This window comes from Myxococcus sp. CA051A, from assembly GCF_013336705.1.
Lineage (GTDB): Bacteria > Myxococcota > Myxococcia > Myxococcales > Myxococcaceae > Myxococcus > Myxococcus llanfairpwllgwyngyllgogerychwyrndrobwllllantysiliogogogochensis.
The window spans coordinates 109,338-122,376 of sequence record NZ_JABUMS010000011.1; the positions used below are offsets into that span (position 1 = coordinate 109,338).

A 13,039-nucleotide genomic window follows, 5' to 3' on the forward strand; every position below is an offset into this window, starting at 1 on the left:
GCTGGCACCATGCGCCCCCTCTTCCAGGCCCAGGGCTCCTTCACCGCCGAGCGAATCGAGGACCCCGAAGCCGAGCGGTTCCAGCCGCTCCTGGAACACTGTGAGGACTTCTTCCAGTTGTGCTTCGGCCGCCCCGCGCGCCCGGACGAGGGACGGCAGCTCCCCCTCGAACGCCCTCCTGGAGTGCCCTCCGAGGCGGGCCATCTCATCGCGGTGCGCGACGCCTCGGGCCAGTGGGTGGGCGTCCTCGAAGGACTCCAGGGCTATCGAAAGCCCGGGGAGGCATACCTGGGACTGATGTTGCTCGCGCCCCACGTGCGCGGGCTGGGTCTCGGCGCGGCGCTGCTCCACGGCTACGAGGACTGGCTGCGCTCCGAGGGCATGCACGTGCTGCGCGTCGGAGTCTCCGAGCCGAACACCGCGGCGCTGCGCTTCTGGCGCCGCATGGGCTTCGAGGACGAGGAGTGGGTGGGCCCGATGCGGCAGGGCGAGCTGAACTACCGCGTGCTCAGGATGCGAAAGACGCTGACGTCACCGGCAGCCACCCCGTGAAGCGCGTGTCCGTCACGTTGCCCCGCACCAGGTGCAGGCCGCGCTTGAAGAAGGCGTAGACGCGGAAGAACGACTCCAGACCGAGCCGCTCCGTGTCGCTCAACTCGCCCAGGCTGCAAATCACCTTCGGGTCACCGCGCCCCGAATCGATGAAGCCCAGCACCGCCACCACGGGCACACGCACGCGCTGGCCTCGAGGCAACCGAGCGCCCAGCACCACCGCGTCGAGCGGGTCTCCATCGTCCGACATCAGCCCGGGGATGCTGCCGTAGTTGTACGGACACGGCAGCGGCGCCACGAAGTCCACCGAGCCGTCCGCGCGTCGCTTCACGAACGAGAAGCGCGGGCACTCGATGACGACCTCGGGTTCGCGCGGAAGCAGGGGCAGGAGCAGCGGCTCGGACACGAGTCCCGTGTAGCACGGGCGGGGACAGGGCGCGTGGAGCCTCGCCCTCCCCTGTCGAGCGACAGACGCGCGCCGCGAGTCGGGGAGCCCGTCAGGACGCCCGAGGAGCGTCCAGCCGCGCGTCGTCCGAGCGCGAACCTCGCAGCCAGTCCGACAGCAGGTACGAATAGACGCCGCTGCCCACCACGAGCGCGAACGTGACTTTGAAGGCCACCGACAGCTTGGGCGGATGAATCTGCGACACCGTGCCTTCGATGAAGCCCGCGAGGACGAACAGCACCAGCGTCCCGAACAGGAGCTTCACCGCCGTCACGGCCTCGGCGCGCAGGGCCTGCCCTCGTGGCAGTCCCTTGGGGGCCACCAGGCCGCGCGCGATGACGAGGCCCGCCGCACCCGCGATGCAGATGGCCGTTATCTCAGGGATGCCGTGGGGGAGAATCCAGGCCCAGAACCAGCCGGCCATCCCCTTCGCCGCGTACACGTGCGCGAGCGCGCCCAGGAACAGGCCGTTGACGAACAACATCACCGCGGTGCCCAGCCCCAGCGTCACGCCCAGCGCGAAGCACAGGAAGGCCACCTGGATGTTGTGGGTGAAGAGGAACGAGGAGAAGTGCGCCTGCTGGCCCGCCGACATTCCGTCACCCGCGGCCTCGTTGGCGGCGCGCTGCACGGGGTCCATGTCCAGGTGCTCGGCGGGCACCAGGTAGTGCGCCGCATCCGGGTCCACCATCATCCCCAAGTAGCCGAAGCCCACGCCGGCCAGGAAGAGCAGCACCGCCGCCACGTACATGCGCCACTCGCGGCGCAGGAGCGCGGGAAAGCCTCGCGCCACGAAACCCCAGACGTCCGCCAACCGGGGGCGGCGCCCCGGATAGGTGAGCGCATAGGCCCGCCCCACCAGGTCATTCAGGTACGCACTGACGTCGGCCGAGCCACTGCGGGCCCTCACCCAGAGCAGGTCGCTCGACACGGCGCGGTACAGCTTTCCGAGCGTTCGCGCGTCATCGAGGCTCAGGCCGCGCAGGCCGCGGACCTCGGACTGGTCCAAAAGCTTCTCGAGCTTCTCCCACCGAGGTCGACGCGACTCGATGAACTCCGCCATCTCCATGACGACAGTCTAGCCCAGGAGGGCCGTACGCCCACCCTGCCCTACGGGCGCCGGTTGTGGGAAAACAGGGGGATGACGTGTCGGCTGGCGTTCCTGGGATGGCTCTTGGCCTGTTTATCGGGATGCAGCTCCATGCGAGCGCTGTGTCCCCTGGAGGGCGGCCGTCCCTGGGTGGAAGTGCGCAGCCCCCACTTCAGCATCCGTACCGACCTGGACACGGACACGGCCGAGGACGCGGCGCGCGAGCTGGAGATGCTGCGGCAGGGATTGCTCCAGGCGTGGGGCGGCAGCTTCGACCCGCCGGGAACGGTGGAGGTCATCGTCCTGCGAAACCGCCGGGAGCTGTCGGAGTTCACCAACGTCGGCATCGAGGGCTTCTCCGCGACCACGTCCGAGGGCCCGCTGCTGGTGATGGCGGGAAACAGCTACGCGCTCAGCGAGGACGCCGCGGACATCTCCACGCAGGCGCACGAGCTGACGCACTACCTCTCGCAGTTCGCCCTGGTGCGACAGCCGCGCTGGCTGTCCGAGGGGCTGGCGACCTATCTGGAGACCATCACCCTGAGGCCGGAGCGACGGGAGGTCATCCTCGGAGCGCTCCACGCGCCGTTCCTCGACCACGTCAAACGCAGTGGCTGGCGCACGCTCGACGAGCTGTGGGAGTGGGACCGGCGGGGGCTGATGAGCAGCGCGGAGTCGCGGCAGTACTACGCCTCCGCGTGGCTCTGGGTTCACTTCTTCATCAGCCAGCACTCCGAGCGCTTCGAGCGCTTCCAGAAGCGCCTCATGCGCGGCGAGGAGCCTAGGAGCGCCTGGGACGAGTCCTTCCGGGGCGTGAAGGATATCGCGGGCCAGGTCCACGCCTACGCCCACGGCGGACGACACGTCCACTACCCGCGCATCACCGCGCCGCTGTTGCCCGTGTCGAGCGACATCCACACCCGACTCCTGGACCCCGCTGAGGTGCACGCGGTCCGCGCGCGCCTCATCCTCCTGACACCCGGCGCCGCGCCCGCCGACGCTCGCCAGGAAAAAGCCGAGTGGGAAATGGCGCAGGCGCTGAAGGAGGACCCGGGCAACCTCACGGTGGCGCTCCTGCGCATCCGCTCCATGGGGGACCCGGACCAGCAGCTCGGCTTCGCGCGGGACCTGGTGAGCCGCAGGCCGGAGAGCGGCCTCGCGTGGGACGCGCTCGCCCAGGCGCTGGATGCCGCGGGCTACGCCACCGAGGAGCAGGAAGCCGCCCGCCTGCGCGCCGCGGAGCTGGTGCCCGACAGCGTGGGCACGCAGAACGGACTGGCCCGCTACTACGCACGTACCGCGCAGCCGGAGAAGGGACTGGGGGCGGCGCAGCGGGCCGTCGCGCTGGCGCCCGGTAACGCCAGCGTGCTCGACACCTACTCCACCATCCTCTTCCAGTTGGGCCGCTGCCAGGAGGCGCTCGCCACGCAGCAGCTCGCGGTGGAGGTGCTCTACGAAGGCACGCCGGAGCGGCTGCGCCAGACGGTGCACGACACCCTGGCTCGCTACGAGGCGGTGTGTGGAGCCTCTCCCGCCGCGTCGACGTCTCCGTCCGGAGGCGAGTAGCGCCGGAACGACGAAGCGCCGGTGAGCCCTGGAAGGGGACCCGACCGGCGCCTCGAGAACCTCACGCGTGAGCGCGGGTTACTTCAGCTGCTTCTCCAGCGGCTTCTTCTCGCTGGACTCCAGCTGCTTGGTCCAATCCACCACCGGCGTCTGCCAGGCCATGCCCGTCTCGGTGGGCTCGGGGGCGAGCTTCTCGAACTCGAAGCCGTCACCGCCGAAGTACAGGTACTCCACCGTGGCGACGGAGTACTCCTTCGCCGGGTCCAGGGCCTTGCCCTTGGCGTCCTTGAACTTGTTCTTCCCGGCGGCGGTGAAACCGGAGACCAGGGCGTTGGGGTTGGCCAGCTGCTTGGCCAGGTCCTCGCCCTTGAGCTTCACGACGAGCAGCGAGTTCTCGAACGGCATCACCGAGTAGATGCTGCCGCGCGTCACCGGACCGGCCGGCAGGTCGCCACGGATGCCGCCCTTGTTGAGGATGGCCCCGTCCGTACCGAGCGACTCGCGCACCGCGCCGCCAATCCACTTCGCCATCTGCGGAGAGGCCTGGGTGATGCCCGTCTTGGTGAAGCCAATCTGCTGGCCCAGCACCTCGTCGAGCTGCGCCTTCCACTTGGCGACCAGCTGCGCGGTCTCCGCGTCCGGCGTGCCCCCGGCCACATCGACGAGCTTGCCCTCGATGTTGGTGACCTTCTCGCCGGCGGGCTTGGCCGGGTCGAACGAAATCTGCGCGCGCAGGTACTTGGCGAAGCCACGGTCCAGCGACGCGAAGATGACGCCGTTCTCCTTCGAGTAGACCTGCTGCGGGCAGCGGCCACCGGCGACGACGGACAGCTTCCATTCAGGGTGCTTGGCCACGATGGGCTGCAGCTCCGTGACGCACGTGTCGGCCACGACGACGACCGTGTCGGCGCCGGCCTTGCGGGCCTCGGGGATGGCGCTGTTGAGCGCCTCCTCGTAGCCCGTGACTTCCAGGCCCTCGGCGCGGCCAGCCATCGCCGTGCGCACCGTCTTCTCCGAGGCGAGACCCACGACGCCAACCTTCAGGCCCCGACGCTCGAACACCTGGAACGCGGGCAGGGACAGGTCGCCCGCGAGCGCCGGGTCCTTCACGCGGAGGTTGGCGGCGAGGAACGGGAAGCCACCGGAGGCGCGGTTCTTGAGGAAGACGTCCTTGCCGAACGCCAGCTCATGGTTGCCCATGGCGGAGGCGGCATAACCCATGCGGCCCATGACCTCGGCGGTGGGGGCACCCAGGAAGAAGGACGACAGGGCCGGCCCGTTCCAGTGGTCGCCCGTGGCGAGCGCCAGGGTGCCGGAGTCGGCGCAGGTCGCCTGGCCATCCTTGATGGGGCCGGGACAGTGCTTCTCGTCATTGACCCAGTGACCAAGCAACTCGGCGGCGCCACCCTTGCCATCGACCGGCTGAAGCTGACCGAAGGTGCCACCGGTGACGAGCAACGTCACCTCACTGGGCACCGCGGGCTTCGCCGGCGCGGGAGCAGGCTGCTCGGCGACGGGGGCGGAAGGGGGAGGACTGCTCTTCTCGCAGCCGGCCAGGGCGCCGAGCGCGAGAACCAGCACGCCGGAAAGGCGCGACTGGCGGGAGGGACGGGGGCGGTAGCAGGGGTTCGAGCTCACAGCGCGCCGTTTAGCACAACTCGGGACGTGATACGGTGACTGGCGTGTCAGATGAACAGGACCCCAAGGGCCCACCCTCACCACGAGGGGAGCAGCAGCAGGACGCCGCGAGCGGAAAGAACCAGACTGGCCGCGTGCTGGCCCAGCATTTCTGGGAAGAACTGCAAAAAGGCGCCGTGCACTTCCAGGAACAGGGCTCGGAGGTCGTTCCTCGGGGCCGGCTGAGACAGTTCATCCATGGACTGAGCCTTCCGTTTCATATTGCCCGGGCCCTGCTGGGAGACCCGGTGGCGCGCCGTCAGTACCTGCGCGTGGGGCTGATGCAGACCGTGGTCGCCCTGGCGCTGTCCCTGACGTGCATGGGCTCGGCGAACAAGGCCGCCAATGCGGTGGAGGATTCCCAGGACGAAGCCGTCGCCGCCGAGGTGTCGTCGGCGCTCAAGAAGGTCGCGTCGGTGGTGGCCGAGCAGAACGCGAGGAAGGCGGAACGGGCGGCCGCCCGCGAGCTTCGCAAGCAGCGTCGGAACGGCGAGGCCCCGGCGGACACGGCTCGCGCCACGGCGGCGGAGCTGGATTCAGACGCCCAGGACGAAGAAGCGGGCGAGGCCGAGGACCCCGCCGACCCGGATGCCGTCGCCCTCGCGCCGGGCGCCGACGAAGTTCCCCAGGTTCAGGCCGGGAAGGTGGACACGAACGATGCCGGTCCTCCGGAACGAGACGCGAAGGACGGCGAGACGCCCTCGGAGCTTGCCGCCGACGTCTCGGCCGCGCCTGCCAGGCAACGGGAACCCACCGTCCAGGGCAAGAACACGGACGCGGCTCCGACTTCCGACAAAGACAAAAGCCCACGGGAACCGTCGCGGGCCACGGCGGACGAAGAGGACCCGGAAGCCCGCCTCGCGATGAACATCGAGCGACGGCTTCGCGACATCGAGGCCGCCGCGAACAACCCGGATGCGGGCACGGCGGTCTCGGACGCGGTGATGGCCCTGGTGGCCGAAGCCGTCTCCAGTGCTTCTTCGGATGCGTCCAGCGTGCAGCCCAGGCCCAAGAAGCCCGAGGGCGATTCCTCGAAGGCAGGCAAGGTCAAGTCCGAGCCCGGGAAGTCGCCGCGCAAGCCTCATCCCGAAGCTGAAGACAAGGGCTCCACGGGGCCGACGTTCAAGGGCTTCTCCGTGGTCGGCATCCCCTTCTGGATAGCGTTGTTCGCGGCGATGCAGCTTGCCCAGTGGGTCATCATCGCGTTGTCGCGCGACTACCACGACGTCATCTCCCGGGAGGCGAGCCTCCTGACGCGCGTGGAGCCTGAAGACGACGCCATCACGCCGCACATCCGCCTCAACGTGCAGTGGATGCGCAAGAAGGTGCGGCGCCGGGTCAGGGCGATGATTCTGTTCGCGGTCGGCGTGCCGGCGGCGGCCTTCGTTGTCTCGCCCTTCTTCTGCCTGGGGCTCAGCAGTCCGCTGATCACCACCATCACCTCGTTGTGGGGCGCGTGGTGGCTGATGGTGTTCACCGCGGCCAAGAGCGCCCAGGCCTGGGAGCCGATGGCGGGCCAGCGGCCTCCCTGGTTCCTGCGCGCGTGGACCTTCCTCACCACCCGCGTGCCCGGGCTGCGGTGGAATGTGCTGCAACGCTATGGCGCGATGTGGACCCGGCGCTCGACGGAGGTCTTCGTGCCGGTGGCCACGGTGGAGCGCCATCCGTGGGCCTATGCGGGACTGACGGTGGTGCGCTTCGTGGGTTCGTTCGCACCGCTGAAGTTCTTCGTGCGTCCCCTCATCCCCGTGGCGTCCGCGCACATCCTCCGGGAGGAGAGCGCCAGACGCGCCCGTGAAGGACAGGGCACGGGTTCGAGCCCCCGCGTCCCCGGACCGCTGGAGGAAACCATCCGCTCGAGCTGAGCCCCGCGGCGACGCTCAGGCGTCGCCGCCGCGCGTGCGCTTCTCGGTCGGCTCGGGGGAGTCGGGAGCAGGGCCCGTGGGCAGCGGAGGAGCCACGGGAGGCAGCGGCGCCGTCATCTCCAGTCGCTCGCCCGTCTCGCGCGAGTCGGGCAGCGCGATGAGTGCCTGGAGCTGGAGGCTCACCGCGCGGAAGAAGCCGGTGAGCAGTTCGGGCCGGTCCGCGAGCAGGTCCAGGAAGTCTCGCCGGTCAATGATGAGCACGCGCGTGTCCACCGCGGCCACCATGTCCGTGGGACGCGGCGCACCGTCCAGCAGGCTCACCTCTCCGAAGGCCTGCTTGCCCTGGAAGCGCAGCACATGCTCGCCGTCGTGGAACGCGTCGATGGCGCCCTCGACGATGACGTAGAGCGCGTCGCCCGGGTCGCCCTGCGCGTAGATGCGCTCACCCGCGCGGAAGGCGCCCTCGCGAGCCACCGCGGCGATGGCCGCGATGTCGTCCACGTCGCTCTGCGAGAAGACGCTCACGCCCTCCAGGGCGAACATCCGTTGGACAATCCGGTCGCTCAACTCACCCTCCTGCGGGAGCACATCCAGCCCATTCACCCGCGCGATATGGCGAGCGCACGCGCGCAGCACCACATCCTCGCTCTGCACCAACGCCGCCAGCCTGCGCCACAACCGGCCCGAGGCCCCCGGCGGCAACTCCCGATGGTGCGCCTCCACCTGCTCCATCACCAGCTCGCGGTCCTCTTCCGAGAGCAGGTTGTCCAGCAGCTCCAGCGCCAGCGCGCGTCGACGCGCATCCTGTCCCACCAGGTTGTAGTGGATGCCGCGCATGCGATGCGACGAATCCAGGAGCCCCAGCAGGAAGAACGAGAGTTCGAGCGCCTGGTCCAACCGGTCGCCCACCGCACGGGTGAGCAGCGAGCCGTCACCCAGCGCCGCGCGCACGTCGCGATAGGCCCCCACCAGCGCCCGATACACGTCGCGTCGCCGGACCAGGGCCTCGCGCACGCGGTCCACGTCCACCGGGTGCTCGGGGTGTTCATCCCGCAGCCGCGACAGCTGCGCGCCGATGCGGAAGTGCAGTGACGCATCGTCGCGCACGTTGGAGAACAGCAGCGCATCCAGCGCCGCCGGCGTACCGATGCCGCGCAGCACGCGAGGCAGTTGCAGCCGCATCGCCAGCGGCGCCTTCTTGTTGTTGAGGTGCTCCTCGACCAGCGGAGTCACCACGTCGCCCAGCGCGACCAGGGCTTCACGAGCCGTCTTGCGCTCCTCGCGCCAGGTGAGGAACGGCAACAGCCGAGGGGCCAGGTCCACATAGCCACCCTCACCCACCGCGGCCAGCGTCACGCGGCGCACCGTGCTGTCCCCATCATCGAGGTAGCGCGCCAGCGCATCGGTGAAGCGCGTGTCCTGGAGCCGCCCCAGCAGCTTCGCCACCTCGCGACGCTCCACCACGGGCGCGCCCTCGCCTCGCGCGAGCAACTCCTGGAGCGAGGCCAGCGCCACCGAACTCCCCGTCGTCTTCACCAGCGCGCCGATGGCCGCGCACCGCAGTCCCACGTCCGGGTGGTTGAGCAACGCCGGCAACAGCCGCTCTGCCCGCTCCGGAGACAGGCGGGCCAGGGCCCAGACGGCCTGGTCCCGAGGGCGTCGGGGCCCCTCCTCCACCAGTCGCTCCAGCACCGGCGCCAGCTCCCGCGCATCCAGCTCCAGCGCCAGGGCCACGCCCCGCTCGAGCACTCGCTCGTGCGGATGGCGCAGCAGCGCGGGCAGGTGCTGTCGCAGCGGTACTTCGGCCTGCGCCATCAGGTCCACCGCGCGCAGCACGCGGTCCGGCGTGGGCGCGGACAGGGCCTCCGCCAGCAGGCGCTGCTCCTCCTCGCCATCCAGCGCGACTTCTTCGTCCTCGGCCGCGCCCACCTGTTCGCCCAGGGCCGCCACATACGCCGGCCTGAGTCGTACCAGCAGCAGCACGAGCCCCAGGCACATGCCCATCACCGCCAACGCCATCGTCGCGCCCGTGGCCGCGCGCCCCGCGCCGATGAGCAGCAGACCGGCCACCACCACGCCGCTCTTGCGGAGCAGGCCGTCCACCGCGACACGCAGGCCCTCGCGTTGATCATCCGGCACCGCCGCGTACAGCAGCTGGATGCCCACCGGGAGGATGGAGTAGCTCACGGCCGTCTCCACCAGGCGCAGCAGATGCACGGGCGCCAGGCTGGGCGTGAGGAGCGTCGCCCCGGCCAGCGGCGCGAGCACCAACGGCACCAGTGCCACGTAGCGCAGGAGCCCCAGCCGTCGCAGCAGCGGCTGCGTGAGGAGCAGTTGGAAGGCCACGCAGAACATGCCTATCCACAGCTGCAGGGAGCCGAAGAGCGCGGTCAGCGCGTCCTCGCTCAGCGTGCCCTCCAGGCGCAGGCGGAAGAGGTAGTCCACGAAGGACGACAGCACCGCGAAGGAGATGCCCAGCGCCGCGAGCACCTGCGCGTACGGGCTCTCCGCCAGGTAGCTGAACGCCATGAACGACGTGGGGGCCGGACGGCCACGCGGTGGAGGCGGAGGCACGCCGCGATACAGGTGGTGGAAGATGGCGCCCGCGGCCAGCAGGCCCAGCGCGCCGCTCACCACGATGGCGGGTGTGCCCAGCGGCTCCGCCAGGCCTTGCACCAGCAGGCCGCCGACGATGCCGCCGCCCATGGCGAAGCCATTGAGCGCCGTGAAGGCCCGCCGGGCCTCCCGCGCATCGAAGGCCGACGCCATCCGCGACCAGAACCGGAAGGACACGAACGTGGAGAAGGTGTCCGCGAACAGGTACAGCGCCAGCGCCGGGGTGCGCTGCCCCGCGGACAGCGCCGCGGCCAGCCCCAGCGCAATCACCCCACCCAGCCCCGTCAGCACGCCCGGCGAGTCCAGTGGCGAGTTCGGCTTGAAGCGCGGCAGCACCGTCAGCGCGGCGGTGATGAGGGCCCCCAGCAGGTACAGGTAGGGCAACGCCTGCGACTCGAAGCGCGACAGGACCAGCGCGTTGGCCGCCGTCTTCAGCTGCGTCACCCCGGCGATGAGCGCGAACTGGAAGGCAGCCGCCGGCCACAATCGGCGGTTCCAAGATGATGTGTCGGAGGGGGCCACGGATTCGCGAGGGGCGGGGAGGCTACCCCACCACCCCGACAGCCATGAATAACACAGTCGGCCGCCCGCCTGCGCCCCCCTTGGCGCCCTCCTGCCTGGTGTTCGGGCTGGCATGAAGCGGGAGGTGTCAGCGGGACATACCCGGAGCAACCTCGGAGGACCCCCGCCGGTGCGGGGACGCGGCTACACTGCGCCGGTGACGATAGCCACAGACACCCTGCTGGACGGCACCCACACGGTGCTCACACCTGAGTACGTGGAGTTCCGCTTCACTCTCGCGGGGCTGTATTCACGCTTCCTGGCGTGGCTGCTCGACGCGGTCATCGTCCTCACCGTCAGCCTGGCGGTGATGATGGGGCTGGGCTTGATCATGTCGGCGTTTCCCGGCGTGGCCAGCGCGCTGGGCATCGTCGTCTACTTCCTGGTGGACTGGGGCTACGGCATCACCCTGGAGACGGCCTGGAGCGGTCAGACGGTGGGCAAGCGCGCTCTCTCCCTGCGAGTCATCCAGGAGAGCGGCGTGCGCATCGGCTTCTATCACGCGGCCCTTCGCAACCTGGCGCGTCCGGTGGACCGGCTCCCCTTCTTCTACCTCGTGGGTGGGGTGGCCGCGCTCGTGTCCGGCTCCCAGCAGCGGCTGGGGGACATGCTGGCCGGCACCATCGTCGTACGCGAGCGGCGGCTGAAGGTGCCCTCCGCCATCAACGCCTCCGGCGAGGAGGGCCTGCTGGCGGACCCCCTCTTCGTCTCGCGCGTGAAGCGGCTGTCCACGGAGGAGCGGGAGCTGGTGCTCACCGCCGCCCTGCGCCGCGAGGAGCTCCGGATGGAGGCCCGGCTGCGCCTGTTCGCCGCGCTGGGCGCCCGACTGCAGGACGCGCTGGCCATGGAGAAGCCAGACCACCTCTCCGACGAGAAGTGGACCTTGCTGGTGGCCGCCGCCCTGCTGCCCTCCAAGGCCCCGCGCGGCGCTCAACCCCCGCGCGCCCGGGCCCTGGGGTGAGCCGCTAGAAGTACGCGGAGATGCCCGCGGACAGCGTCAGCGAAGTCTGCGTCTTCTCGTTGAGGGCGATGTAGAAGTTGTACTGCGCCCGCAACCCCACGCTCACCGAGTCGGACGTGAAGAAGTCCACGCCCACGTTGGGACCGATGCCCACGAAGTTGCTCGTGCTCTCCTTGAAGACCACGAGGTAGCTGATGTCGGAGCCGACGTAGGGGCGGATGCTCTCCTCCAGCAGGAGGTAGCGCAGGCCCAGGGACGGGGCCAGGCCCACCACGCGCTTGTTGTTGGGGTCCGTCGAGTCGCGCGGGAAGGCGATCTTCGACAGGGACACCACCTCGAAGCCGTTCTCGATGTAGAGGCTGGCGTCGATGCCCACGAAGAACGCGTCATCCAACCCGTTGGTGCGGTTGAAATCCATGTACCCCAGCGACAACCCGAGACTGCGATTGGCGAACTGGGCGTGAGCCGGGGCGGCCCCAAGCAGGGCCAGGGTGAAGGTGAGAGTGCAGAGCAAGGTACGCATGGGCGTCCACTCTAACCGGTGCAACCCCCGGAAATCAGCCCGGATTCAGCCCCGCCGGGGCGTTGCACGGGAGGGGGCGCTCTCCTACACTCGGCCGGCCATGCGTCTTGCCCGCCTCGCCTCCGCGCTTTCCCTGGTCCTCACGCTCCCGCTCGCCGGCTGCCTCACCACGCCGCCGCCCCATGAGCGCGCCCTCATCAACAACGAGCTGTGCACCCAGGAACTGCACAACGGCGACCTGGTCCGCGCGGACGTGTACTGCGACCTGGGCCTGGAGTTCTCCCCCCAGTACGCCGACCTGTGGGTCAACAAGGGTCTCATCGCCATGGCCAACGGCAACAACGACGAGGCCAAGAAGCACTTCATCAAGGCGCTCCGCTACAACCAGGAGCACCTCCAGGCCTACCAGAACCTCGGCGCCATCTATAACGAGGAAGGCGCCTACGGAAAGGCGCACGACAACTTCCGCCGCGCCCTCAAGGTAAATCCGGATAACCTGGATACGCGCTACAACCTGGCGTACACGCTGATGAAGATGCGCAAGTTCACGGAGGCCAAGAAGGAGCTGCGCACCCTGCTCGCCGTGAACCCCAACCTCGCGGCGGCCCACCACACGCTGGGCATCATCGCCTTCGGGGAGGACCAGTTCGAGGATGCGGCGGAGGCCATGGCGCAGTCGGTGGCGTTGGATCCGAACAACCCCGACGCGTGGCATGACTACGGCAACACGCTGATGGAGCTGAGCCGCTACGCGGATGCGCGCGAGGCCTTCTCCAACTGCGCCCAGTTGAACCCCAAGGCGACCAACTGCACCAACAACCTCGCGCTGGCCCAGCGCAAGGCGGCGCTCACGGACGCGGCCTTCAAGGAGGTCAAGGACACACAGCAGGCGGAGAACTCCGCCCCTGCCCTGTTCATGCTGGCCCGCCAGTTCCGGGAGAAGGGGCTGTTGGCCGAGGAGGAGACCACTTACAAGAAGTGCGTGAAGCTGGAGTCGAAGTTCGCCCCCTGCCACTACGGGCTCTTCGAGCTCTTCCAGGACGCCAACAAGCACGAGCACGCGGAAATCGCCTGCAAGAACTTCCTGAAGTACGCGACGTCGGAAGAGTTCCCCACCGAGTATCAGGCGTGCGAGAAGTACCTGAGCAACGCGACGTTCTGATGCCCCGCCGTTTCCCGCACG

At 69.3% G+C, this 13,039-nt stretch carries 10 protein-coding genes; 5 read left to right on the top strand and 5 right to left on the bottom strand.

Annotation, left to right across the window (positions count from 1 at the left end):
• Positions 1 to 9: 9 nt before the first annotated feature.
• Positions 10 to 552, top strand: coding sequence for a GNAT family N-acetyltransferase (locus HUA74_RS29220; protein ID WP_174457179.1), 543 nt, complete (start codon positions 10 to 12; stop codon positions 550 to 552).
• Here the strand turns inward: HUA74_RS29220 and HUA74_RS29225 are convergent.
• Together HUA74_RS29225 and HUA74_RS29230 are read right to left on the bottom strand one after the other, a co-directional pair.
• Positions 509 to 958, bottom strand: coding sequence for an inorganic diphosphatase (locus HUA74_RS29225; RefSeq protein ID WP_141646949.1), 450 nt, complete (start codon positions 956 to 958; stop codon positions 509 to 511). The two genes, HUA74_RS29220 and HUA74_RS29225, sit on opposite strands and share 44 nt — an antisense overlap.
• A 91-nt stretch (positions 959 to 1,049) precedes the next feature.
• On the bottom strand, positions 1,050 to 2,066 hold the full coding sequence (locus HUA74_RS29230; protein WP_141646950.1) for a stage II sporulation protein M: 1,017 nt from the start codon (positions 2,064 to 2,066) through the stop codon (positions 1,050 to 1,052).
• 132 nt (positions 2,067 to 2,198) lie between these two features.
• Between HUA74_RS29230 and HUA74_RS29235 the strand changes: the two genes are divergently transcribed.
• A complete protein-coding gene (locus tag HUA74_RS29235) occupies positions 2,199 to 3,653 on the top strand; it encodes a DUF1570 domain-containing protein (protein ID WP_254614349.1) in 1,455 nt (484 codons plus the stop codon).
• Between the two features lie 78 nt (positions 3,654 to 3,731).
• Here HUA74_RS29235 and HUA74_RS29240 read toward each other — a convergent pair whose 3' ends face one another.
• Positions 3,732 to 5,291 (bottom strand): bifunctional UDP-sugar hydrolase/5'-nucleotidase, encoded by a 1,560-nt coding sequence (locus tag HUA74_RS29240; RefSeq protein ID WP_141646951.1) that lies wholly within the window; start codon positions 5,289 to 5,291, stop codon positions 3,732 to 3,734.
• Between the two features lie 44 nt (positions 5,292 to 5,335).
• On the opposite strand from HUA74_RS29240, the gene HUA74_RS29245 reads away from it, so the two are divergent.
• Positions 5,336 to 7,195, top strand: coding sequence for a hypothetical protein (locus tag HUA74_RS29245; RefSeq protein ID WP_141646952.1), 1,860 nt, complete (start codon positions 5,336 to 5,338; stop codon positions 7,193 to 7,195).
• Between the two features lie 15 nt (positions 7,196 to 7,210).
• Here the strand turns inward: HUA74_RS29245 and HUA74_RS29250 are convergent, their stop codons facing one another.
• Positions 7,211 to 10,333 (bottom strand): cyclic nucleotide-binding domain-containing protein, encoded by a 3,123-nt coding sequence (locus HUA74_RS29250; protein ID WP_141646953.1) that lies wholly within the window; start codon positions 10,331 to 10,333, stop codon positions 7,211 to 7,213.
• Positions 10,334 to 10,529: 196 nt separating this feature from the next.
• On the opposite strand from HUA74_RS29250, the gene HUA74_RS29255 reads away from it, so the two are divergent.
• Positions 10,530 to 11,333 carry an RDD family protein gene (locus HUA74_RS29255; RefSeq protein WP_371817320.1) on the top strand — a complete coding sequence of 268 codons (804 nt, stop codon included), beginning with the start codon at positions 10,530 to 10,532 and terminating at the stop codon, positions 11,331 to 11,333.
• Between the two features lie 4 nt (positions 11,334 to 11,337).
• Here HUA74_RS29255 and HUA74_RS29260 read toward each other — a convergent pair whose 3' ends face one another.
• Entirely contained in the window at positions 11,338 to 11,856 is a 519-nt protein-coding gene (locus tag HUA74_RS29260) for an outer membrane beta-barrel protein (protein ID WP_141646955.1), read from the bottom strand.
• A gap of 100 nt (positions 11,857 to 11,956) precedes the next feature.
• Here HUA74_RS29260 and HUA74_RS29265 point away from each other — a divergent pair, with 100 nt between their 5' ends.
• Positions 11,957 to 13,018, top strand: coding sequence for a lipopolysaccharide assembly protein LapB (locus HUA74_RS29265; protein ID WP_174457181.1), 1,062 nt, complete (start codon positions 11,957 to 11,959; stop codon positions 13,016 to 13,018).
• The last annotated feature ends 21 nt before the right edge of the window (positions 13,019 to 13,039 follow it).

What these genes read in the sequence shown, in the direction of transcription:
- HUA74_RS29220 (WP_174457179.1), top strand. Translation starts at nt 10, where the DNA reads ATGCGCCCCCTCTTCCAGGCCCAGGGCTCCTTCACCGCCGAGCGAATC.
- HUA74_RS29230 (WP_141646950.1), bottom strand. Translation starts at nt 2,066, where the DNA reads ATGGAGATGGCGGAGTTCATCGAGTCGCGTCGACCTCGGTGGGAGAAG.
- HUA74_RS29235 (WP_254614349.1), top strand. Translation starts at nt 2,199, where the DNA reads ATGCGAGCGCTGTGTCCCCTGGAGGGCGGCCGTCCCTGGGTGGAAGTG.
- HUA74_RS29260 (WP_141646955.1), bottom strand. Translation starts at nt 11,856, where the DNA reads ATGCGTACCTTGCTCTGCACTCTCACCTTCACCCTGGCCCTGCTTGGG.
- HUA74_RS29265 (WP_174457181.1), top strand. Translation starts at nt 11,957, where the DNA reads ATGCGTCTTGCCCGCCTCGCCTCCGCGCTTTCCCTGGTCCTCACGCTC.